The following is a 21,415-nucleotide window of genomic DNA, read 5'->3' on the forward strand; positions in this document are numbered from 1 at the left end:
CATGCACCTGCTGCGCACCCAGCCCGGCGGCTTCGTCCCCGACGACTGCATCGCTGACCTCGGTCAGACCCCCGCCGATCTGGTGATCCTGTGCAGCGGCGATTCCCATCTGGCATTGCTCGCGGAAACCGCGCAGCAGCTGCCGGACGACTACCCCAGCCTGCGCCTGGCCAACCCCATGCAGGTGCAGAACCACGCCTCGGTCGACCTGTACGTCGAAGAGGTGTTGCAGCACGCCAAGGTCATCCTCATTTCGCTGCACGGCGGCATCGGCTACTGGCGCTACGGTGTGGAGCGGTTGGTGGAGCTGGCCTCTAGAAAGCGCGGCGGGGTGAAGCTGATTCTGGTGCCCGGCGATGACCGTCCCGACCCGGAACTCAGCGACCTCAGCACCGAACCTGCCGAGGACCGCGACCGGCTTTGGCACTACCTGCGCCAGGGCGGAAAACACAACGCCCTGCAGCTATTCAATTGCCTGGCCAATCGTTGGCTGGACCGCGATTACCCCTGGGACGAACCGCAGACATTGCCCCGTGTCGCGATTTATCACCCGCGCAAGGCCAGCGCCGACCTCGCTGACTGGCAAGCCGACTGGCGCGCCGACCAACCGGTGGCGGCAGTGCTGTTCTATCGCTCGCACTTGCAGGCGGCCAACACCAGGTTCATCGATGTGTTCTGTGAGCGGCTGTTGGCCCAGGGCCTTAACCCGCTGCCCATTGCGGTGGCCAGCCTGAAGGAACCGGCGTGCCTCAGCGCCGTGCAGGACTGGCTCGACGAGACCGATTGCGAGGTCATACTCAACACCACCGGTTTCGCCCAATCCAGCCCCGAAGTGCCGCACCTGCGACCGTTTCGCCGCAACATTCCGGTGATTCAGGCGATCTGCGCCCAAGACAACGAACCTGCGTGGCGAGCCAGCGAACAGGGCCTCGGCGCTCGGGATCTGGCCATGCACATTGCGCTGCCGGAACTGGACGGACGCATCATCAGCCGGCCCATCAGCTTCAAGGACCTGGCCTGGCACAGCGAGCGCAGTCAGTCCGATGTGGTCTGCTACCGCGCCCAGCCTGAGCGCATGGATTTCGTCGCCGAACTGGCGCGACGCTGGGTGTTGCTGGCGCGCACGGCCAACGCCGACAAGCGCGTGGCGCTGATTCTGGCCAACTACCCGACCCGCGACGGGCGCATCGGTAATGGCGTCGGCCTGGATACCCCGGCAGCAGCGCTGAACATCCTCAAGGCCCTGCAAGACGAGGGCTATCCCGTCGAAGGTTTGCCGGAATCGGGCACCGCGCTGATTCATGCCTTGCTGGGCGGCGTCACCAACGACCCGGACAGCCTCGATCAGCGCCCTTGCCACCAGAGCATGGCGATGGACGATTACCTGGCGGCCTTTGATGCGCTACCTGAGGCCAATCGCGACGCCGTGATCGAGCGCTGGGGTTCACCGCAGAGCGACCCGATGTGTCGCAACGGCCGAATGATGATCGCCGGGCTGCGTTTCGGCCTGACCTTTGTCGGCATTCAGCCGGCTCGGGGCTACAACGTCGATCACAGCGCGGTTTATCACGATCCGGACCTCGTTCCGCCCCACGGCTACCTGGCCTTCTATTTCTGGCTGCGCAAGGCGTATGGCGCACACGCGGTCATTCACGTCGGCAAACACGGCAATCTGGAATGGCTGCCGGGCAAGGGCGTCGGCCTGTCCGAACAGTGCTGGCCGGACGCGATCCTCGGGCCGATGCCGAACATTTATCCGTTCATCGTCAACGACCCGGGTGAGGGCGCCCAAGCCAAGCGTCGCACGCAGGCCGTCATCATCGACCACCTGATGCCGCCCCTGACCCGCGCCGAAACCTACGGCCCATTACGCAATCTGGAATTGCTCGCGGACGAGTATTACGAAGCGCAGCTGCTCGATCCGCGCCGCGCCCGTGAGCTGCAAAAGGATATTCTCAGGCTGGTGCGCGAAACCCACATCGACCGGGAACTGGCGCTGAGCGAAGACCTCGACAGCGATGCCGATGCCGCGATCTGGTTGCCCCGGCTGGACACGTACCTGTGTGATCTGAAGGAATCGCAGATCCGCGACGGGCTGCACGTGTTTGGCGAATCCCCGAGCGGGCGACTGCGTATTGATACCTTGGTGGCGATCCTGCGGGTGCCCCGTGGCGATGGCCGGGGGGCGAATGCCAGTCTACTGCGGACCTTGAGCAACGCGCTGGCGCTGGGTTTTGACCCGTTGGACTGCGAGTTGGGTGCGCCGTGGGCGGGGCCGACACCTCAGGTTTTACATGAAGTCAGTGATGATCCGTGGCGCACGGTAGGGGATACACGGGAGCGGCTGGAGCTGTATGCAGCGCATCTGGTTGAGCAGATCGCGAGCGATATTCAAGAAATTAATTCGTTTGCAAACAATGAATTATCTGAAGTTATTAATGCAATTAGAGAGGTTGTGATACCGCGTCTCGACAGCTGTGGGCCTGTAGAAATTCAAGGCTTGCTGGATGCGCTGAGTGGCCGTTTTGTCCCGGCAGGCCCCAGTGGCGCGCCGAGTCGCGGGCGGCTGGACGTGCTGCCGACAGGGCGTAATTTCTTCTCGGTGGACGTGCGCAACCTGCCGACCATGACCGCGTGGCGCATCGGATTTAAATCCGCAAATCTCTTGCTGGAAAGGCACTTACAAGACAATGGTGACTATTTACGTCAACTTGGCTTGTCGGTCTGGGGCACGGCGACCATGCGCACCGGAGGCGACGACATTGCCCAGGCCATGGCGCTGATGGGCGTGCGTCCGGTGTGGGCGACGGGGAGTCAGCGGGTTGACGATTTCGAGATTTTGCCCCTGAGTTTGCTGGACCGGCCACGGGTGGATGTCACGCTGAGGGTGTCGGGATTCTTCCGCGATGCTTTCGCCAACCTCATTCGCTTGTTTGATGCCGCCGTGCAAGCCGTCGCCGCGCTGGATGAGCCGGACGACATGAATCCGCTCGCCGCCCGCGTTCGTCAGGAGCGCGAGCAACTGGAGCGCGAAGGCTTGAGCGTCGAACAGGCGGCGAAACAGGCTGGCTGGCGCATCTTTGGTGCCAAACCGGGGGCCTATGGCGCGGGTGTGCAGAACGCCATTGACGGCCGCCTGTGGCAAACGCGGGAAGACCTGGCTGAGGTGTACCTGAACTGGGGCGGCTATGCCTATGGCGCCGCCGATGAAGGCACCCCCGCGCGCAACGACTTCGCCAAACGCCTGAGCCAGGTCCAAGCCGTGGTGCAGAATCAGGACAACCGCGAGCACGACCTGCTCGACTCCAACGACTATTACCAGTTTCAGGGCGGCATGCTGGCGGCGGTGGAAAGCCTCAGCGGCGACAAGGTGGCGAGCTACCACGGCGACCACAGCCAGCCAGACTTGCCGAAAATCCGTACCTTGAAAGAAGAGTTGAACCGGGTGGTGCGTTCGCGGGCGGCGAATCCGAAGTGGATCGAAGGCGTCAAACGGCACGGCTATAAAGGCGCGTTCGAAATGGCGGCGACCGTGGATTTCCTGTTCGCGTTTGATGCGACGACCGAGCTGATCGACGATCACCAATACGCGCTGCTAGCCGACGCCTACCTGCTCGACGCCTCGACGCGGGACTTCATCCAGCAACACAATCCCGATGCCCTGCGCGACATGACCGAGCGGATGCTGGAAGCTCAGCAGCGGGGCCTGTGGCAAGAGCCGGGCGACTACCGCGCGGCGCTGGAAAACTTGTTGTTGGATATAGAAGAAAGCTGAGAGCCGTTGCTGGTTTTTTGATTCTGGCCGAAGGCGCTGAATGGCGTTCGAAATACCTGCGATGCTGCGACAGATTGGAGGCCTTTGATTCTGGCCGAAGGCCTTGATGGACGTTGAAGGGCTTGTAGGGTTGCAGCAGATTGATGACTTTTGATTCTGGCCGAAGGCCGTAGGAGCTGGCTTGCCTGCGATCTGCTGCGAAGCAGTAGTAAACCCTGATTGCTCGATGTGCCTGACACATCGGGTGCACCGGATTTGCTGCCGCTTCGCGCCAGATCGCAGGCAAGCCAGCTCCTACGCCTATCGGCAGAAGCAGGATGGCGGCGTTATGGCCCTCCGGCAGAAGCAGCACCGCGGTATTTGTCCGCTCTTTGGGAAAAACGAACCGTGTGAACATTAATTTTGATGCATGAACAGAGCCGAACCATGACCAACACCCCTCACTTTCCCCTGGCCGCCGTCGTGGGCGCCGACGCGCTGAAACTGGCGCTGTGCCTGACCGCCATCGACCCGAAAATCGGCGGGGTGTTGATCGAGGGGCCGCGGGGTATGGCCAAGTCCACCCTGGCCCGTGGGCTCGCTGACCTGTTGGCCAGCGGTCAGTTCGTCACGCTGCCGTTGGGCGCGACCGAGGAGCGGCTGGTGGGCACGCTGGACCTGGACGCGGCGCTGGGGGAAGGGCGGGCGCGTTTTTCGCCGGGGGTCTTGGCCAAGGCTGATGGCGGCGTGCTCTATGTCGATGAAGTCAACCTGTTGCCGGATCATCTGGTCGACCTGCTGCTGGACGTGGCGGCCAGCGGAATCAATCAGGTCGAGCGCGACGGTATTTCCCATCGTCACCCGGCGCGCTTCGTGCTGATCGGCACCATGAACCCGGAAGAAGGTGAATTGCGTCCACAGCTGCTCGACCGCTTCGGTTTGAACGTCGCGTTGAGCGGCCAGACCTTGCCCGAGCAGCGTGGCCAGATCATTCGCCGTCGGCTGGCCTTTGACGCGGACCCTGAGGGCTTTTGTCAGCACTGGGCGACCCAACAGCAACAGCTCAAAGACCGTTGCGAAAACGCCCGAGGCCTGCTGTCGGGCATCGAACTGGACGACGTCAGCCTCGCTGCCATCACTGAGCGCTGTTTCGCGGCGGGGGTCGATGGCCTGCGGGCGGACCTCGTCTGGCTGCGCGCTGCCCGTGCCCATGCGGCATGGCGAGGCGCTTCGGCCATTACGGACGAAGACATCGATGCCGTGGCCGAATTCGCCTTGCGCCATCGACGTCGTGAGGCTCCGCCACCCCAGTCGCCAGCGGCCTCGCAACCGGACGCGCCCGCGCACGCACCCCACACGCAAAAAGAGCAGGGCGACGGCCAATGGGGTGAACTGCCCGCCCAGACGGTTGCCACCGGCGTTCGCCGAGAAGTGCCCAGCTGGCCAAAAAAGCCCTAGGCATTCGCCCTCGCCCTAAGACGGGGGCGGATGCCAGCCCCCGACCGGGTCGACTCAGCGGCGGTAAAAGCGGTGCTGCCCGCTCTGGGACCGAGGGCGCCATTGCCTGGCTCCCTACGTTGCTGAAAGGCCGCCCCCAGCGCCGCGCCGATCTGGTTCGTCAGCCGCGAACCCGGCGTGAGCACGTGCTGTGGCTGGTGATTGTCGACGCCTCGGCCTCGACCCGACGCCATCAAGCGTTGAGCCTCGCCAAAGGCGTTCTCGCGCAACTGTTCGATGACGCGTATCGCCAGCGGGCGAGGATGGCGTTGTTGACCGCCAGCGGTGTGCAGGCGCGCTGGCAGCATCACGGCCTGAAAGCAGGCTCGGCGTTGCAGCCGTGGCTGGAAACGTTGGGGGCGGGGGGTGGGACGCCGCTGTTCGAGGCCATCGAACAGGCAGGGCAGTGGCTGGGCAAACGCCAGCAACGTCATCCGGGCGAATCGCAACGGGTGCTGATCCTGACAGATGGCCGCGTGAAGGACATTCCGCCTCTCACGGGTTTCCACTGCCCGAGCCTGTTGATCGACATCGAGCGTGGGCCCATCCGGCTGGGAAGGGCCGTCGAACTCGCCCGTCAATTGCACGCCGAATACCGGCATATCGATGCATTGACGGACGCTTGAAGCTGCTCCCTATAAAAAGCAGCTAAAGGGCGGCCCGTATAGTGCCGAGTCCGATGATCAGGCGGGCATGGTCCAGGGTTCGAGGCGGTAGCCTTCGTCGCTGATTTCTGCACGGGCCTGTTCGAGGAATTGCGCCAATTGCTTCGGATCGGAGTAGGCGCTGCTTGGAATCTGTTTGCGGCCAATACGGGTGCTGGTGCGATCAACCACGGTCAGGCTCAACTCGCCGTTACCGTCCTGTGGTGCCCAGGCGACGCAACGGAAAGGTTCGAAGGCGTGACCGGCGATCAAGAGAGCATCGTTAAAGCGCAAAGGGGCGTTCATGGAAAGTCCTCAAAGTGCCCGTATCAGTTCAATCACCGTTGGCGGGCGTCCCAAGCGGTGCGTACTTGTACTGATGACCTTCGCGGGGGGGTGAGTCACACGATGTGCCGCTTTTTTTCAAATTATTTCATAAGGGCCGTTTTATTTTTCGGCGCATGTCCGTGTTTCGTGGCGTTTACGGGTGTTAAAGGCCTGATTCAGTCGGCTGATACCCCTTTTAGTGCCATTTCGCCAATGCTAATCGCGTTTAGTTCTTAGGCTTATAGATAAACAATCCAAGCGAGTGTCAAATATTTGCTAATGTAACAACCGAGGTCGCCAAGACACTGTTTCTAAAACTTTTTTTATTCTGAAATGTTATTTGAATCCTGGCGCCAAGGAATCTCCCATGCATGAAATGGCATCGATCCGCCGCCTGTTAATTGTCGAACCCTGCGAGGAATGTTTGCGTCTGATTCCCGGTTTACGTACAGCCGGCTGGGAAGTGGACAGTTGCACCCTTGCGTCCGCCGCGTCCCGCCAATGCGACGTCGGCCTGATTCGCTTGATGCCTCAGCATTTCGAGCAGCCTCAGCTCATCAAGGACCTGATTACCCGCAGCCATACGGAATGGATCGCTGTGCTGACCGCCGACGACTTGCGGCGGGAGTTGATCGGGGATTTCGTCTGCGAATGGTTTTTTGATTTCCACACCTTGCCGTTCGACGTCGCCCGCGTCCAGGTAACCCTCGGTCGCGCCTATGGCATGGCCCGTCTCAGGGCTCAAGGCGCTCGATACGGGAATGGGGCCGAGCACGAAATGCTCGGGGAAAGTCGGCCGATTCGCGAGCTGCGTCGCTTGCTGACCAAGTTGGCGCCGACCGAATCGCCGGTGTTGATCCGCGGCGAAACCGGCACCGGCAAGGAGTTGGTGGCGCGCACGCTGCACATGCAATCCCAGCGGCGGCTACAGCCGTTCATCTCGATCAACTGTGGCGCCGTCGCCGAGCATCAATTGCAGGCGGAGTTGTTCGGCTACGAGACCGAAGGCCCCAACGGCAACGTGCAACGCAAGCCCGGTCGGATCGAGGCCGCGAATGGGGGAACTCTGTTTCTCGACGAGATCGGTGACCTGCCGCTGGACGTCCAGGCCAATCTGCTGCGTTTTTTGCAGGAGCGTCATGTCGAAACGGGAGGCGAGCGGATTCCGGTGGACGTGCGGATTCTGGCCGCGACCCATGTGGACCTTGAGGCCGCCATTCGCAAGAAGCGGTTTCGTGAAGACCTGTATTACCGGCTGAATGTGCTGCAAGTCGGCACGGCGCCGCTGCGGGAGCGGCATGGCGATCTGGCGTTGCTGGCCAACCATTTTGCGCATTTCTACAGCCAGGAAACCGGTCGACGTCCGCGTAATTTCAGCCAGGACGCCTTGGTCGCCATGGGCAAGCATGATTGGCCCGGCAACGTCCGCGAGCTGGAAAACCGCGTGCGACGCGGCCTGGTGCTGGCGGAAGGGCGGCAGATCGAAGCGTTCGACCTCGGGTTGCTGGGGGAAGAGGAAATCAGCTCCAGCATGGGCACGCTGGACGAATACAAATGCCGGGCGGAGCGTCAGGCGCTGTGTGACGTACTGACCCGCCACAGCGACAACCTCAGCGTCGCGGCGAAAGTCCTGGGGATTTCACGACCGACGTTTTACCGGTTGTTGCATAAGCATCAGATTCGGTGAGTGGCCTGACAGTAGGGGTTGGAATCAAGCCCCGTTTCGCCCGAGGGCCTTGGCGTGACGGGGATCATCTGTAGGAGCGAATTCATTCGCGAATCGGTGGTACAGACGACGTATCTGCGTTGAATGTACCGACGTCTCGCGAATGAATTCGCTCCCACAGTTGAGATCCCGTGGGGCCCGGATGCGAAGGTGATCACGAGTCCTGTGGAAGGGTGTTCGACTTGGTAACTCAGGTTGCTGCCACCACCGGAGTCAGCCGTTCAACAACCGCTCCACCGCCGCAACCGCCCTGTCCCTGCGGTAGCTCCAACTGCCGCCGATCACTTCATAGCGTTGGCCGTGCAGGTCCAGCCATTCCCGGCTGGCGTCGAAGAATGCTTGACGCTCGGCCAGCCAGGGCTGGCAACGCTGGCCGTCGCCGATCCACTCCACGCCTTCGGGGGAGAGCAGCAGGTGCAGGTCGTAGTGCCGGTCAAGCAGGGCCTGTTCCAGCCAGGGTGGGCAGTCGCCGAACAACGTGCGACTCCACAGGATGTTGCTCAGCAAATGCGTGTCGAGAATCAGCAGTTCAGGCACATGTGCCCGGGCGGCGTCTTCCTGCGCCAGTTGACCCCGTGCGATCGCCGGGATGTCGTCGTAACAGGTGTCACGTTGTTCCTCATCGATGAACTGGCGCACGTATTCGCCCACCAGTTCGCCGCCGAAGCGCTGTTGAAGGTGATCGGCCAGCCAGCTTTTGCCGCTGGACTCAGGGCCTGTCAATACCAGAGTTTTCATGAAACCTCAGCGAGCCAGCGCAGGGTCGGCTCGCCAGTCGCGCCACCCTTGCACAGCCAGCAAGGTGAACAACGCGTACAACGCGGCGGTCAGGTACAGCGCCTTATAAAGGAACAGCCCGACGAAAATGACATCGAGCACGATCCACAGCGGCCAGCATTGCACGCGCTTCTGGGCCATCCACACCTGCGCCACCAGGCTGAAGCCGGTGAGGGCGGCGTCGAGCCATGGCTGCGCCGCGTCGGTGAAGTGCGCCATCGCGGCCCCCAAGGCAAGGCTGACCACCGCGCCGATGGCCAGGCTCAAGGCCAACGCGCTGCCGCCCAGTGCCGTGACCTGACGGCCTTCGGCGACGGCGCCACGACGGGTCCATTGCCACCAGCCATACAATTGCAACACGGCGTAGACACCCTGCAACAGCATGTCGGAATACAGCTTCACGTCGAAGAAGATCCAGACGTACAGCAGCACCATCACCAGCCCGATCGGCCAGCACCAGGGGTTTTGTTTGACTGTCAGCCAGACGGCAATGACACCGAGTGCTGCGGCGAACAGTTCAAGCCCGGACATGGAGACTCCTGCGAAGGGGAAGGGGAAGAGAGAAAAAAGGCCTGCGATTGTAAGCGGTTTGAGGACCGTTGTGGCGCGCAGATTTCTAGGCGGGCAAAGACCCGCCAGCAACCGGTCAGATACACGTTTCTGCCGCTCCACATGAAAGATTGCGCACCCGTATCCGGGCTAGAGCGTTCGTCGTGAAGGTCTGTTAGGATCGCGCCGCTCGCGTGTTCGAGCCGCGATCTTGACTGTTCATGCTGTTTTTACATCGGACCGTTTATCGTGTCCTGAACAGTGCTGGAAACATATCAAGAGAGCCCTGCCACGAGCAGGCTCCACTCTGGGGGAATGATGGATCTTTGGACCGCCGCACAGGCGTTAATACTGGGTGTCGTGGAAGGGTTGACGGAGTTCTTGCCGATCTCCAGCACCGGGCACCAGATCATCGTCGCCGACCTCATCGGCTTCGGCGGCGAACGGGCAATGGCCTTCAACATCATCATCCAGCTGGGGGCGATCCTGGCGGTGATGTGGGAGTTTCGGCACAAGATTTTCCAGGTCGTCACCGGCCTGCCGACCCAGCCCCAGGCCCGCCGTTTCACCGTGAACCTGATCATCGGCGTACTGCCGGCGGTGGTACTGGGTGTGCTGTTTTCCGACCTGATCCATGAATACCTGTTCAACCCCATTACGGTGGCGGCGGCGTTGGTCATTGGTGGTTTCATCATGCTGTGGGCTGAACGCCGCCAGCACGAAGTGCACGCTGAAACCGTTGATGAAATGACATGGTCCGACGCGCTCAAGGTGGGTTTCGCCCAGTGTCTGGCGATGATTCCCGGCACCTCGCGTTCTGGCTCGACGATCATCGGTGGCCTGCTGTTCGGCCTGTCACGCAAAACGGCGACGGAGTTTTCGTTCTTCCTCGCCATGCCGACGATGATCGCTGCGTCGCTGTACTCCGGTTACAAATACCGCAACCTGTTCCAGCCCGATGACTTCGCGGTATTCGCCGTCGGATTCATCACCTCGTTCATCTTCGCGATGATCGCGGTGCGTGCCTTGCTGAAGTTCATCGCGACCCACAGTTATGCGGTGTTTGCCTGGTACCGGATCGCGTTTGGTTTGCTGATTCTGGCGACTTGGGTATTCGGTTGGGTCGATTGGTCCAGCGTGCAGGGCTGATGCGGTGAATCAACGCGTCAAACCCGACGTCTCCCGTCGCAACGACAACGGCCCGGTACGCGGGCTGAAATTCAAGCTGCTCGTCCTGGCCGTGCTGTGCGCCTTGCCGCTGTACGGCCTGATCGTGTCGGGCGTGCGCGGCGGATCGTGGTGGCCGTTGGCGGTCTATCCGCTCATGAGCCTGCTGGCGGTCGCGTTGTACGGCTATGACAAGAAACAGGCCCGCACTCAAGGCCAGCGCACACCGGAGAAAATCCTGCACGCCGTCGAGCTGCTGGGCGGTTGGCCGGGCGCATTGATCGGCCAGCAACTGTTCCGCCACAAAACACGCAAAGTGTCCTATCAGGCGGTGTTCTGGCTGATCGTGCTGCTGCACGAATTGTTCTGGGTCGACCGGGTGCTGATGGGCGGGCGTTTTTTGGTCCGGCACCTGTACTGACAACGCGGTCGAGGGCGTTCAGAGCTTGAGCGCGACCTGCCGCCGTTTCGGCAATTTGCTCACCACCAGTTGGTGAGAGCGGGTCAATAATTCACGCAATTCTTCATCACCCATGGCGTAGGGATGCGACAGGGTGATCCAGTGCGCGCGTGCGAGGTAGGGCGCAGGGCGCACGCCGGGCCGGTCCACGTAACCCAAAAACAGGTCCGGGCCGACCTTGAACGCCAGATCGTTCCCCGCCAGCCCCATGACCGCGAACATCTTGGTCTCGGCGATGGAGAACACCCGCACGCCACCCCATTTGTAGTCCTCCCTAGCGCCGGGCAATCCCAGGCAAAAGGCGGCAACGTCTTCGATATCCATAGGCTTCCTGTAGAAAAACTTCTGCCGATGCACGTTTTAACAGAATCAGTGTGAATTTGGGGGATACCGCAATGCCTCTTACACGTCGTGGGTTTCTGATGGGTGGCGCAGCGCTGTGCCTGCCGAGCGCGGCCAGTGCCGCAGTGGGTTTTAACTGGACGAAATGGCCGGAGCTGCTGGCGGGGGTCGGCGGCCACGCTCAAGCCGCCGGGCTGCCGGATGCGGCCATCGAGCACATTCTCGAACGAGGGGGCTGGTCGCCGTCGGCGGACGACAACATTCAGGGCGAAACCCTGGACGTCGGGTTCGTCAAAACACTGATGCTCGATTATCGCGACCACCCACAGGACTCCACGGCGCAACGAGGATTGGGGCTGATCGCCTTGACCCTTGGCGTCGCACAGTGGGGCATCGACGATCCCTCGGGCCTGCCCCCCGACCCGGTGCAGAATGACTGGAAGTCACGGACCAGCGCCAACACCGGCAAGCACCTCATGAGTTATGGCGTAGGCGGGATCGGCATTGCCCACATGGATCAGGGCGATCTGTTGGAGTTCATCACCTACGTCGGACAGTCCGGGCTGGTGCCTTCGGAACACAAGGCCGCGTTCCTGCGCCTGGCGGACCCCGCGCTGTACCCGGCCGAAGGGGTCGGCGTTTATGGTCAGCTTCGAGCGGCGGGTTTATGTGCGCCGGTGCAGATCGAGGCCGACCTGGAAGGCGCCGCGTTCAAGCACTTTTCAAACCCCCATTACCCCAGCTACTGCCACAAGTATCGCAACCCTTCGCTGACGTCGCTGGACTGGCAAACGTTCCGGACCTTCATCCGCGCGGCGCTGCGCACCAAGGCCGGGCAACGCTGGCTGTTTCGGAGCTGGCTGGAAAAGTACTGGTCCAGAAGCCTTGCTGCCGTGCCTGCGGGCGAGGGCGCTGCGGAAGAGCTGTTGGTCAACGTGCGCCTGCGCAACTCCCTGCCGGCCTGCGCCGATCGTGCCGTGAAAACCCCGGCCACTGACGTCGAGGGTCGGGTGCGACGTGAGCTGGAGGAATACGCCAAGTGCGCGCCCAGTGCCTATGAGCGTCGGGCGACGGTGATGCTCCGTTCGGTCGTGCTGTACCGACATTTCACCGGCGCCGCGCCGCTGAATCTGACGTGACCCGCCAGAAACATCAGGATTGGCTCATGGGCACGCCGAGGCGAACTGGCTGAAGCCCTCTGTCACGTGGTCGAGCCATGCGCGCACGGCGGGCAACGCGCCCCGTCGCTGGGTGTAGGCCGCCTGCAGGTTGCCGGTGGACATGGACCAGTCCGGCAGCAATCGCACCAGCGTTCCGTCGGCCAGGGCGTCCTTGCAATTCATCATCGGCAGCATGGTCATGCCCAGCCCCGCCAGTGCGCCCGCCTTGCGGATGTTGAAATCGTCCACGGCCAGTCGCGCGTCGAGCACCACTTCCTGGCGACGGCCGTCTTCGTGAATCAGCAGGAAGTGCACCTTGCGGTCGGCTTCGATGGCGCCCAGCACAGGCAGGGCGCTCAAGTCGTCTGGGGTGCGGATGTCCATTCCAGCGATCAGCGAAGGAGAAGCGACCAGCGCTGCGAACGCCGGCACCAATTGGCGGACAATGAGGTTCGGGTCTTCATCACCGATGTCGCGCACGCGCAGGGCGACGTCGATGCCTTCATTGACCAGATCGACCCGACGGTTCACCAGCAGCAGCTCCAGCTGGACCTGGGGGTAGCGCGCCAAAAACTCCGTGACCACGTTGCTCAGGTTCCAGTGGGTCATGCCGACCGGGCAGGACACCCGCAGGCGCCCCCTCGGTTCGGCCGACAGCGACGCCACCGCCTCATCGGCCATTTCAGCCTCCAGCAGCATCGCCTGGCAGTGTTGCAGGTAACGTTCGCCCACCGCCGTGAGCGCCAGTTTGCGGGTGGTGCGCTGCAGCAGGCTGGCGTTGAGGCGGATTTCCAACTCGGCAATCCGCCGTGACAAGCGCGACTTGGGAATGCCCAGCGCACGCCCGGCCGCCGCGAAACCGCCGCATTCGACCACCTTGGCGAAGTAATAAAGGTCGTTGAGATCTTGCATGGTGAACTCGATTGTCCTGTGAGTGGGACGAACTATCGCATTTTTGCCGACTAATCAGCCATTGGCTTACCCGGTAGGATTATCGTCACTTGATCGCCAAGCGGCGATTCCCACTCAGGAAGCACATTCATGACTCTTTTGCACATCGATTCCAGCATCCTCGGCGATCACTCCGCTTCGCGCCAATTGAGCCGCAGCGTCGTTCAATCCTACGTCGCCGCTCACCCTGGCACCGACGTGGTCTATCGCGATCTGGCCAGCGAAGCACTGGGTCACTTCTCCGGCACGGCGCTGGCCGCTGCGGGCACACCGGCTGAGGGCCGCGACGCCGCTCAGAACCTGGAAGTGGACACCAACGAAGCGACCCTGCAGCAATTCCTGGCGGCTGACGTCGTGGTCATCGGCGCGCCGATGTACAACTTCACCATCCCAAGCCAGCTGAAAGCCTGGATCGACCGCATCACTGTCGCTGGCCGCACGTTCCGTTACACCGAAGCCGGTCCGGAAGGCCTGTGCAAAGGCAAGAAAGTCATCATCGTCTCCACGTCGGGCGGCCTGCACGTGGGTCAACCTACCGGTGTTGGCCATGACGCGCTGCTCAAGGTGCTGTTCGGCTTCCTGGGCGTTACTGACCTGGAATTCGTCACCGCTCACGGCCTGGCCTATGGCGACGAGCCTCGTGTCGCCGCACTGACTGCCGCCCAGAAGCACATCGACGAAACGCTGTTCGCGTAAGTCCTCGATAGCGGACGCCGCTCGTCCGCTTTCGCAATGCCGTCGAAAGCCCCGTCATCCCATCGATGCCGGGGCTTTTGTCGTTTCAGGCCCGGTTGAAACGCGCGCGTTCAGCCGGGCGACAGACTTTGCGATTTCTTTGCGGGTAAGCTATCCCCGGATAGCGCTAAAATTGCCGTAACCGGCCGCTTATTGATTACAAATGGCCAGCTTTTCTCATATTTCCGAGCTTGGCCCGCCTTGTGCAATATCGATCTAAGCACCGCACCGAATGTTATCGATCTTTACCGGTCAGATAGCGACAGGCTGCGGTTTACAAGGAGTTCAGGCCCATCGGGTCTGATTCGACGGGCACGGATTGAGAAGGTGAGGGGCATTGCGATGATGCGTCTTTGTGCAGTGATGGTGATTAGCCTGTTCAGCGGCCTGATTTCAGTGCAGGCCAGTGAATCGGAAAACTGGAGTGTCGGCTTTCATGAGCTGACGTTTCTTGATCCGCTGGATTCCCAGCCGATGCACGCCTACGCCTTTTACCCGTCCACCGACCCGGACAGCGTGACCCGCGTTCAGGGTTATCCGATCCGGGCCACCGAGGACGCGACCATCGCCATGGGCCGCTTCCCGATGCTCATGCTGTCCCACGGCAACACCGGCACTCCACTCGCTCAACACGACCTGGCCACGTCCTTGGCCCGTAAAGGCTTCGTGGTGGTGGCGGTTTTTCACCCCGGCGATAACTACCTCGATCACAGCCGCCTCGGCAGCTTGAGCAATCTGTATGGTCGACCGTTGCAGATCTCGGAAGCGATCAGCGCGGCGTTGCTCGACCCGATGCTTTCGCCTTACATCAGCGCCCGCCGCGTGGGCGTCATCGGCTATTCCGCCGGGGGCGAGACCGCGTTGATTCTCGCGGGGGCCAAACCTGATCTCAAACGCCTGCGCCAGTACTGTATCGAGCGTCCGCAAGACATTGACGCTTGCAAGACTCAAGGCGAATTGCTGGTGGATCGTGAGGACTTGCATGCCCAGGCGGACCCTCGCGTCAGCGCGCTGATGTTGATGGCACCGCTGGGCATCATGTTCGGGCGTCAGACCCTGGCGGATGTGCACGTGCCGGTGTTGCTGTATAGCGGCGATGGCGATGAGCTGCTGGCCATCGACAAAAATGCCGAAGCACTGGCGCGCAAGCTGCCGGACGTGTCGAACTTCAAGCTGTTGGCCGGGGCAGGGCACTTCGTGTTCATGGCGCCGTGTGACGACATGCAGCGCGCCACCCAACCGGGGCTGTGCACCGACGCCGTGGGCGTGGACCGCGAAGACATTCACCGCAACCTGAGCAGCGAGGCAGTGGAGTTCTTCGGTTCGACCCTGGGTACGCCGTTGAGCACGGCAGGCATGCAGCAGGCGGCGGCGGTGCATTAACGCCCATTTGCGCGTTCAAGGGCCCCTGCGGAAGCGAATTCATTCGCGAAAGATTGGCCAGACGCTGGAGATGCATCGTCTGTGAGGGCCATTCGCGAATAAATTCGCTCTTACAGTTGGATCGCATCCAAGCGCCTATCTCGCTCTGATCACTTTCCCCTGACGCTCCCCAATCTTCCTCGCTTGACCATCCCGCTGCTTCCCCGTCCGTGCCTCGCTGATCAATGCGGGGATCAGCGGGCCTTCGGGCAGGTTTTTCCAGAAGCGGGCAGGGAGGTGGCCCTGCATGACCTTGGGGTTGAGCCGGGCGGGGTTGAAGATGTGGCTGTAATAGGTCAGCCACAGCTCGCCGTGGGGATCGTCGGCGTTGCGCGCCAACGCTTGCCAGGCGTCGGGGCATTGGCGCTTGTGGATCAGTTGCTGACCGTCGTAGAACACGCCGTCCTGGGGCGTCGCGATCATCCAGCGATGACGGCCCAACCGGCCAATGAAATGCTCGCTGGCGGTGCGCAAAATGTCGTGTGCGGGTTCATGCCACGCCACGTATTCCGGCAATGACCGGGTTTCCAGCAGTGCTGCCTTGACGGCCAGATCCTTCGGGTTCGGATCGACGGGCAAGGCGATAAAGCGCAGAAACGCATGCAGGTGATGGGCTTCGCGGCTGACCTGCTTCAGTCTCCGGTGAAGCTCGCTGCCCAGCTTGTCGCCTGCGAGCATCGCCGTGCGGTCGCCATGAACGACGCGCCACAACACCTCATACAACACACTCCAGCGCTGTTCGCCGCGATATTGCGCTGCGTTTTGCAGCAGTTCGATCAGCTCCAACGGCACCCGCGCCTGAAACGGGCCGGGGTGATCGGGATAGTCGTGTTCGCTGGCAAACAGGTCCGCGTCTTCGCGTACGGTCCAACTCACCTGATCCGGATTGATCTGATGACTGAGCAACCAGCGGGCTTGCTGTCGCCAGGTCTCGAACAGATCGTCGCAATCGAGAATGATCATGCCCACAGCGCCATCTGTTGAGGCTGCGGGCGGTCGCGCAGCTGCTCGCGCAGCATGACGCTGGAGCTTTCTGCCTGCCGGGGGTGGTAATCGCTGGTGATGATGAAAGGCTTGGCCTTGGCCAGCACGCACCGCAGGCGGGTCAGGTCTTCATAACGAATCCGCCGTTGGCGACGCAGTTCGACGAGGCGCTTGGTGGTGCGGATGCCGATGCCGGGAATCCGAGCGATCATCGCCGGTTCGGCGCGGTTGAGGTCCAGCGGAAAAATATCGCGGTGTTCCAGCGCCCACGCCAGCTTCGGATCGATGTCGAGCGCCAGGTGCCCCGGTCCGCTCAGCAGCTCGTTGGCACTGTAGCCATACCCCCGGAGCAGAAAATCCGCCTGATACAGCCGGTGTTCGCGCATCAGCGGCGGGGCCGCCAGAGGCACGCTTTTCGGGCTGTTGGGGATCGGGCTGAAGGCCGAGTAATAGACGCGTTTGAGCCGGTAATCGCCATATAGCGATTCAGCGGTGTGCAGCAGGGTGCTGTCGTCAGTGTCATCCGCGCCGACAATCATCTGTGTGCTTTGCCCAGCCGGGGTAAAACGCGGGGCCTTGGGCTCGTTGAGAATCGTCTGCTGGCCGGTATAAATGGTCTGCATGGCCTGCTTGATCGAGCCCATTTCCTTCTCGGGGGCCAGTGTCTGCAAGCCGAGTTGGGTGGGCAGCTCAATGTTCACGCTCAAGCGGTCGGCATAACGCCCGGCTTCCTCGATCAGGGCCGGGTCGGCTTCGGGAATGGTCTTGAGGTGGATGTAGCCGCGAAACTCGTGTTCCTCGCGCAGCAGTTTGGCGACGCGCACCAGTTGTTCCATCGTGTAGTCCGCCGAGCGAATGATCCCGGAGCTGAGGAACAACCCGCTGACGCAGTTGCGGCGGTAGAAATCCAGGGTGAGGGTCACGACCTCTTCCGGGCTGAACCGTGCGCGGGGCACATCGCTGGAGCGGCGATTGACGCAATACTGGCAGTCGTAAAGGCAGAAGTTGGTCAGGAGGATTTTCAGCAGCGAGACGCAGCGCCCGTCAGGCGTGTAGCTGTGGCAAATGCCCATGCCGGTGCTGGAACCGATCCCGGATTTGCCCTCGGAACTGCGCTTGGGTGCGGCACTGCTGGCGCAGGAAGCATCGTATTTGGCGGCGTCAGCGAGGATGCTGAGCTTGTCGATCAGCTGCATGGGATTTCTCGATACTGGTTTTATGTACAGTATCGAGTTCCGCGACAATCAACAAGGGCCGATTGAAGGGATGAGGGAGTGCTGACTCATTCAGACGACCGAAAAGCCCGGACCACAAATATTATTTACGACGCCAAGCGCTCTGTAGGAGCGAATTCATTCGCGAGAGGCCGGCATTGCCGACGCATCTCTATCACCTGAACCACCTTTCGCGAATGAATTCGCTCCTACAGGGTTGAGTTCGTGCCGTCTGCAAAAGTGCTTAGCTGATCCGCTGCACCAATTCCCGCAGCTCACCGAAATTTTTCACCGGGTGAAAGTTGACGTGGTCTTCGAAGTCCGAAAAATCCGTGTCGCCATACCCGGCCACTTGCGCGCCTGCGCCGAGCCCCGCCATGACGCCGGGGATGCTGTCTTCCACCAACAGGCATTCCTCCGGTTTCAGGCCCAGCAAATCGGCCGCATGCTCGATAAGAATGGGCGACGGTTTCCACGCATCCACTTCGTACGCGCTGACGATCAGGCCATGAAACACGTCCAGCAGACCGACCGTGCTCAGGCAGGTTTCGATTTTGCTGCGCGGGCCGTTCGATGCCACGCATTTGGGCAGGGACAGGCTGCGCACGAAGTCCACCGCACCGGGCATTTCTTCGAGTTCGGCCTGCAACAGCGGAAGAGTGCGCGCCCGGAAACTGTTGACGATTTCGAGGTTGGGCAGCCACGGGTAATCGCGGCACAGGCCTTCCATGCACAGCGCGAATTGCACGCCACGGAAGCGTTCCAGCACTTCATCAAGGGTCAGGGTGACCCGGTGTTCCTGCAATATGTCGCGCAAAAGCCCCGCAGCCAGCCGCTCGCTGTCCACCAGGGTTCCGTCGCAGTCGAAAATGACGCCTGCAATGTTCAAACAGGATTCTCCCGTGTTCATGTTCGGGGCGGTTGGACCGGCATTATCCAGAAAAGTTGGCGGGGAGGGGGGAAGACTGACCTACGGTCATAAAAGCATCGGCCTACGGACCAAGGCGAATATGATCACGCCCTGGACTGTAGGCCATATAGCAACAGCGGCCGGTTTACACGGAAACCGGGGTCACCAGCTTACCTTCGTCGAAGAAACCGCTGACGTTGGCGAACACCAGATCGGCCATAGCTTGACGGGTTTCGTGTGTGCCGCTGCCGATGTGCGGCGTCAGGACCACGTTGTCGAGGGTCAGCAGTTCGGCCGGTACGTTCGGTTCATCTTCGAACACGTCGAGACCTGCACCCGCGATGCCCGACTCCAGCAACGACGCGACCAGCGCCTTCTCATCGACCACAGAACCACGGGCCACGTTGATCAGGAAGGATTTCGGCCCCAGGGCTTTCAAGACTTCGGCGTTGACCATGTGCTGCGTGTCGACCCCGCCCGGCACAATCAGGATCAGATAATCCGACGCCTTGGCCAGCTCGATGAGATTGCCGTAGTGGGTGTAGGAAACATCCGGATAGGCCTGACCACGACGGTAATAGGCGATGTCCATGTCGAACGCAGCGGCGCGTTTGGCAATCGTCTTACCGATCTTGCCGAGGCCGACAATGCCGCAGGTCTTGCCATTGAGGCTGTTGCCCAGCGGCAGTTTGGCGTTTAGCCATTTGCCGGCCCGCACGAAGCGCTCGGCTTCACCGATACGACGGGACACGGCCAGCATCAGGGCCAAGGCGGTTTCGGCCACGGCATTGTTCAGAACATCGGGGGTATTACTCAGTGGGATGCCGCGTTTGGCCAGGTAGGCGGTGTCGATGGGGTCGTAACCCACGCCGAAGCTGTTGACCACTTGCAGGTTTGGCAGCTTGTCGAGCAAAGCGTTGTCGGTGCCGTAGACGCCGCTGGTGACCACGCCGCGAATCTTGGCGCCATGTTCGGCGGCCCAGGCGTCGATGTCCTTGATCTCCCAGCGGTTGTGCACGGTGAAGTCACGTTCCAGGTTTTGCGTCAGTGCGGCATGCACCGGACCCCAGACCAGCACATCGGCTTTCTTGTCGCTCATTGTTTCCTCCTTGCGGCGCGCCCTCTGACCGAGGCGCGCCTGGGTGACAGCATCGAAAAACGTTTCAGCCGTTCTTGTTTAACACAGGTTGCGGTTCGGAACGCCCGGTTTTGAGCAGTTCGGCGATGGCCATCGTCAGCAGCGGGGCGAAAAGCGCGAAGTACGAACTGTCGATGCCGTATGGATTGCCCGCCAGAAACCAGCCGATGGTCGAGAACACCGACAGGATCACGCCTGCCAGTGCGCCGCGACCGCTGCCGAACTTTGGCGCGTAGAAGCACATCAGCACGATCACCGCGAGCGTGGCCCGCAGGGCTTTGCCGAGGAAGGCGATCAGCAGAATCTTGTCGGCGAACAGCGCCAGGATCAACGGCAGAAAGCCGATGACGATGATTGCCAGACGAATGAACACCACCGATTTGCGGTCGTTTTTCTCTTTGTTGAAGAACGGGTCGTAGAAGTCCTTCATCGCCAGTGTTGCGGAGGCGAGGGTGTTGGCCGAAATACCACCGAACAGCGCGCCCGCCAGACCGATCACCACCAGGCTCGCCGAGAAGGTCGGCATGTGGGCGATGAGCGCGGGGAAGGCGTCGATGGATTTGATGCCGGGGTACAAGTAGGCGCTGCACATGCCGATGAGCGCGGCCATCAGGCCGAAAGGAATCATCAGCGAAGACACATAGAAGCAGGCGCGCTTGGCGGTCTTTTCGTCCTTGGTGCTGACCAGCGCTTGAATCACGTATTGGGTGGCGAAGATCGAGCCAACGCCGCCGATCATCCACGCGAAGATCTGGCCCCAGCCCACGCCGGTGAAATCGAACATGGTCGCAGGCAGCTTGGCTTGCAGCGCGCCGATGCCACCGCTTGCGCTCAGCGCGAACGCCAGCGCGAGGGCGATGCCGATGTATTTGATCACGGCGTGCACGAAGTTGGTGTAGACCACCGAGCGCATGCCGCCGACGCTGACATAGAACACGGTGATCACGCCCACCAGCAGGATGGCGAGAGTCTTGTCGATGTTCAGCACCGCCGCCAACACCGCGCCGCCGCTCGCGTAAAGCGCCACGGAAACGATGCTCAGCGCACAGATGGTCAGCACCGAAGCGGCGTAGCGTGTGCCTTGGCCGTAGTTCTGCGCGAGGATGCCGGAGATCGTGTTCAGGCCGGTCTCGCGGTATTTCTTCGCCAGTACCAAGGCCAGCAATAGAAAGCCGAGGGACAGCGCGACCAGGTTCCAGGCCGCGGAAATCCCGGCTTCAAAACCCTTTTGTGCTGTACCGATGCTCACCGAACTGCCGATGAACTCGGAGAGCAGCAGGGCACCGATCAAAAAGGGTGGAAAGCTGCGGCCGCCACCGGTGAAACCGTCGCTGCTTTTCGCGTGTTTGCGCACGCTGTAGCCGATGTAGGACATGACCACGAAGTAGCCGGCGGTCAAGCACAGGATGATTGTTATTCTTGGGTCCATGTTCTCTCCGTTCCCCTTTTTCAGGGCGCGTGGAAGGTAATGCGGGCGTGAGCGGGCTGCACAGTGACAGGTCGTTGTAGGACGACAGGGCTGATTCAAAGCCGAATGTAGAAAAGGCAGATTCAACCTGCCTAGGGCTATGCTGTGCCGGGAGACGGATTGGGAGACTGATTGGGAGAAGAGCGGTCGGGCGTAAAGGCCCAGTCAGCGCGGGATGCAAGGCGGAAAA

19 protein-coding genes are annotated in these 21,415 nt (G+C 61.4%); 9 read left to right on the forward strand and 10 right to left on the reverse strand.

Annotated features, from left to right (window positions below; translation table 11 throughout):
• The first annotated feature begins 1 nt into the window (after position 1).
• The 3 genes from cobN to AAEO81_RS14770 all read left to right on the forward strand — a co-directional run bounded on the left by cobN (position 2) and on the right by AAEO81_RS14770 (position 5,877).
• Positions 2-3,775 (forward strand): cobaltochelatase subunit CobN, encoded by a 3,774-nt coding sequence (cobN, locus tag AAEO81_RS14760; protein WP_341964317.1) that lies wholly within the window; start codon positions 2-4, stop codon positions 3,773-3,775.
• Between the two features lie 426 nt (positions 3,776-4,201).
• Entirely contained in the window at positions 4,202-5,212 is a 1,011-nt protein-coding gene (locus AAEO81_RS14765) for an ATP-binding protein (RefSeq protein ID WP_341964318.1), read from the forward strand.
• 2 nt (positions 5,213-5,214) lie between these two features.
• Positions 5,215-5,877 (forward strand): VWA domain-containing protein, encoded by a 663-nt coding sequence (locus tag AAEO81_RS14770; protein WP_341964538.1) that lies wholly within the window; start codon positions 5,215-5,217, stop codon positions 5,875-5,877.
• Between the two features lie 57 nt (positions 5,878-5,934).
• Here the strand turns inward: AAEO81_RS14770 and AAEO81_RS14775 are convergent, their stop codons facing one another.
• Positions 5,935-6,201, reverse strand: a complete 267-nt coding sequence (locus AAEO81_RS14775) for a hypothetical protein (protein WP_296185328.1) — start codon at positions 6,199-6,201, stop codon at positions 5,935-5,937.
• Positions 6,202-6,589: 388 nt separating this feature from the next.
• Between AAEO81_RS14775 and AAEO81_RS14780 the strand changes: the two genes are divergently transcribed.
• The gene (locus tag AAEO81_RS14780; protein ID WP_341964320.1) at positions 6,590-7,909 is read left to right on the forward strand and encodes a sigma-54 dependent transcriptional regulator; all 1,320 of its coding nucleotides are present in this window, start codon (positions 6,590-6,592) and stop codon (positions 7,907-7,909) included.
• 252 nt (positions 7,910-8,161) lie between these two features.
• On the opposite strand, the gene AAEO81_RS14785 is transcribed toward AAEO81_RS14780, so the two are convergent.
• Positions 8,162-8,686, reverse strand: a complete 525-nt coding sequence (locus AAEO81_RS14785; protein ID WP_341964321.1) for an AAA family ATPase — start codon at positions 8,684-8,686, stop codon at positions 8,162-8,164.
• A gap of 6 nt (positions 8,687-8,692) precedes the next feature.
• Positions 8,693-9,256 carry a nicotinamide riboside transporter PnuC gene (pnuC, locus tag AAEO81_RS14790; RefSeq protein WP_166598064.1) on the reverse strand — a complete coding sequence of 188 codons (564 nt, stop codon included), beginning with the start codon at positions 9,254-9,256 and terminating at the stop codon, positions 8,693-8,695.
• Between the two features lie 336 nt (positions 9,257-9,592).
• On the opposite strand from pnuC, the gene AAEO81_RS14795 reads away from it, so the two are divergent.
• Positions 9,593-10,423, forward strand: a complete 831-nt coding sequence (locus AAEO81_RS14795) for an undecaprenyl-diphosphate phosphatase (RefSeq protein WP_166598065.1) — start codon at positions 9,593-9,595, stop codon at positions 10,421-10,423.
• A gap of 4 nt (positions 10,424-10,427) precedes the next feature.
• A complete protein-coding gene (locus AAEO81_RS14800; protein WP_341964322.1) occupies positions 10,428-10,862 on the forward strand; it encodes a DUF1294 domain-containing protein in 435 nt (144 codons plus the stop codon).
• An 18-nt stretch (positions 10,863-10,880) separates the two neighbouring features.
• Here AAEO81_RS14800 and AAEO81_RS14805 read toward each other — a convergent pair whose 3' ends face one another.
• Positions 10,881-11,225 carry an MmcQ/YjbR family DNA-binding protein gene (locus AAEO81_RS14805; protein WP_341964323.1) on the reverse strand — a complete coding sequence of 115 codons (345 nt, stop codon included), beginning with the start codon at positions 11,223-11,225 and terminating at the stop codon, positions 10,881-10,883.
• A 71-nt stretch (positions 11,226-11,296) separates the two neighbouring features.
• On the opposite strand from AAEO81_RS14805, the gene AAEO81_RS14810 reads away from it, so the two are divergent.
• Positions 11,297-12,382, forward strand: a complete 1,086-nt coding sequence (locus AAEO81_RS14810; protein ID WP_341964324.1) for a hypothetical protein — start codon at positions 11,297-11,299, stop codon at positions 12,380-12,382.
• Positions 12,383-12,406: 24 nt separating this feature from the next.
• On the opposite strand, the gene AAEO81_RS14815 is transcribed toward AAEO81_RS14810, so the two are convergent.
• Positions 12,407-13,315: a LysR substrate-binding domain-containing protein gene (locus tag AAEO81_RS14815; protein WP_341964325.1), complete on the reverse strand. Its 909-nt coding sequence runs from the start codon at positions 13,313-13,315 to the stop codon at positions 12,407-12,409.
• Between the two features lie 129 nt (positions 13,316-13,444).
• Between AAEO81_RS14815 and AAEO81_RS14820 the strand changes: the two genes are divergently transcribed.
• Together AAEO81_RS14820 and AAEO81_RS14825 are read left to right on the forward strand one after the other, a co-directional pair.
• Entirely contained in the window at positions 13,445-14,050 is a 606-nt protein-coding gene (locus AAEO81_RS14820) for an FMN-dependent NADH-azoreductase (protein WP_341964326.1), read from the forward strand.
• A gap of 381 nt (positions 14,051-14,431) precedes the next feature.
• Positions 14,432-15,472, forward strand: a complete 1,041-nt coding sequence (locus AAEO81_RS14825) for a dienelactone hydrolase (RefSeq protein ID WP_341964328.1) — start codon at positions 14,432-14,434, stop codon at positions 15,470-15,472.
• A 135-nt stretch (positions 15,473-15,607) separates the two neighbouring features.
• On the opposite strand, the gene AAEO81_RS14830 is transcribed toward AAEO81_RS14825, so the two are convergent.
• The 5 genes from AAEO81_RS14830 to AAEO81_RS14850 form a co-directional block, all read right to left on the reverse strand.
• Entirely contained in the window at positions 15,608-16,474 is an 867-nt protein-coding gene (locus AAEO81_RS14830; RefSeq protein WP_341964329.1) for a TIGR03915 family putative DNA repair protein, read from the reverse strand.
• Complete coding sequence (locus AAEO81_RS14835) at positions 16,471-17,691, reverse strand: putative DNA modification/repair radical SAM protein (RefSeq protein ID WP_341964330.1); 1,221 nt, start codon at positions 17,689-17,691, stop codon at positions 16,471-16,473. Before AAEO81_RS14835 ends, AAEO81_RS14830 begins: the two co-directional genes overlap by 4 nt.
• A 262-nt stretch (positions 17,692-17,953) precedes the next feature.
• The gene (locus AAEO81_RS14840) at positions 17,954-18,598 is read right to left on the reverse strand and encodes an HAD-IA family hydrolase (RefSeq protein WP_341964331.1); all 645 of its coding nucleotides are present in this window, start codon (positions 18,596-18,598) and stop codon (positions 17,954-17,956) included.
• 166 nt (positions 18,599-18,764) lie between these two features.
• Positions 18,765-19,718 carry a 2-hydroxyacid dehydrogenase gene (locus tag AAEO81_RS14845; protein WP_341964332.1) on the reverse strand — a complete coding sequence of 318 codons (954 nt, stop codon included), beginning with the start codon at positions 19,716-19,718 and terminating at the stop codon, positions 18,765-18,767.
• A 64-nt stretch (positions 19,719-19,782) separates the two neighbouring features.
• On the reverse strand, positions 19,783-21,186 hold the full coding sequence (locus AAEO81_RS14850; protein ID WP_166598075.1) for a sodium:solute symporter family protein: 1,404 nt from the start codon (positions 21,184-21,186) through the stop codon (positions 19,783-19,785).
• Positions 21,187-21,415 lie beyond the last annotated feature (229 nt).

This window comes from Pseudomonas sp. RC10 (assembly GCF_038397775.1).
GTDB classification, from domain to species: domain Bacteria; phylum Pseudomonadota; class Gammaproteobacteria; order Pseudomonadales; family Pseudomonadaceae; genus Aquipseudomonas; species Aquipseudomonas bambusae.

Excerpts from the sequence above, each read along its gene's own strand:
- AAEO81_RS14795 (WP_166598065.1), top strand. The coding sequence starts at position 9,593 with ATGGATCTTTGGACCGCCGCACAGGCGTTAATACTGGGTGTCGTGGAA.
- AAEO81_RS14765 (WP_341964318.1), top strand. The coding sequence starts at position 4,202 with ATGACCAACACCCCTCACTTTCCCCTGGCCGCCGTCGTGGGCGCCGAC.
- AAEO81_RS14850 (WP_166598075.1), bottom strand. The coding sequence starts at position 21,186 with ATGGACCCAAGAATAACAATCATCCTGTGCTTGACCGCCGGCTACTTC.
- AAEO81_RS14805 (WP_341964323.1), bottom strand. The coding sequence starts at position 11,225 with ATGGATATCGAAGACGTTGCCGCCTTTTGCCTGGGATTGCCCGGCGCT.
- AAEO81_RS14830 (WP_341964329.1), bottom strand. The coding sequence starts at position 16,474 with ATGATCATTCTCGATTGCGACGATCTGTTCGAGACCTGGCGACAGCAA.
- AAEO81_RS14845 (WP_341964332.1), bottom strand. The coding sequence starts at position 19,718 with ATGAGCGACAAGAAAGCCGATGTGCTGGTCTGGGGTCCGGTGCATGCC.
- AAEO81_RS14810 (WP_341964324.1), top strand. The coding sequence starts at position 11,297 with ATGCCTCTTACACGTCGTGGGTTTCTGATGGGTGGCGCAGCGCTGTGC.
- AAEO81_RS14785 (WP_341964321.1), bottom strand. The coding sequence starts at position 8,686 with ATGAAAACTCTGGTATTGACAGGCCCTGAGTCCAGCGGCAAAAGCTGG.
- pnuC (WP_166598064.1), bottom strand. The coding sequence starts at position 9,256 with ATGTCCGGGCTTGAACTGTTCGCCGCAGCACTCGGTGTCATTGCCGTC.
- AAEO81_RS14780 (WP_341964320.1), top strand. The coding sequence starts at position 6,590 with ATGCATGAAATGGCATCGATCCGCCGCCTGTTAATTGTCGAACCCTGC.
- AAEO81_RS14775 (WP_296185328.1), bottom strand. The coding sequence starts at position 6,201 with ATGAACGCCCCTTTGCGCTTTAACGATGCTCTCTTGATCGCCGGTCAC.
- cobN (WP_341964317.1), top strand. The coding sequence starts at position 2 with ATGCACCTGCTGCGCACCCAGCCCGGCGGCTTCGTCCCCGACGACTGC.
- AAEO81_RS14820 (WP_341964326.1), top strand. The coding sequence starts at position 13,445 with ATGACTCTTTTGCACATCGATTCCAGCATCCTCGGCGATCACTCCGCT.
- AAEO81_RS14825 (WP_341964328.1), top strand. The coding sequence starts at position 14,432 with ATGATGCGTCTTTGTGCAGTGATGGTGATTAGCCTGTTCAGCGGCCTG.
- AAEO81_RS14835 (WP_341964330.1), bottom strand. The coding sequence starts at position 17,691 with ATGCAGCTGATCGACAAGCTCAGCATCCTCGCTGACGCCGCCAAATAC.
- AAEO81_RS14815 (WP_341964325.1), bottom strand. The coding sequence starts at position 13,315 with ATGCAAGATCTCAACGACCTTTATTACTTCGCCAAGGTGGTCGAATGC.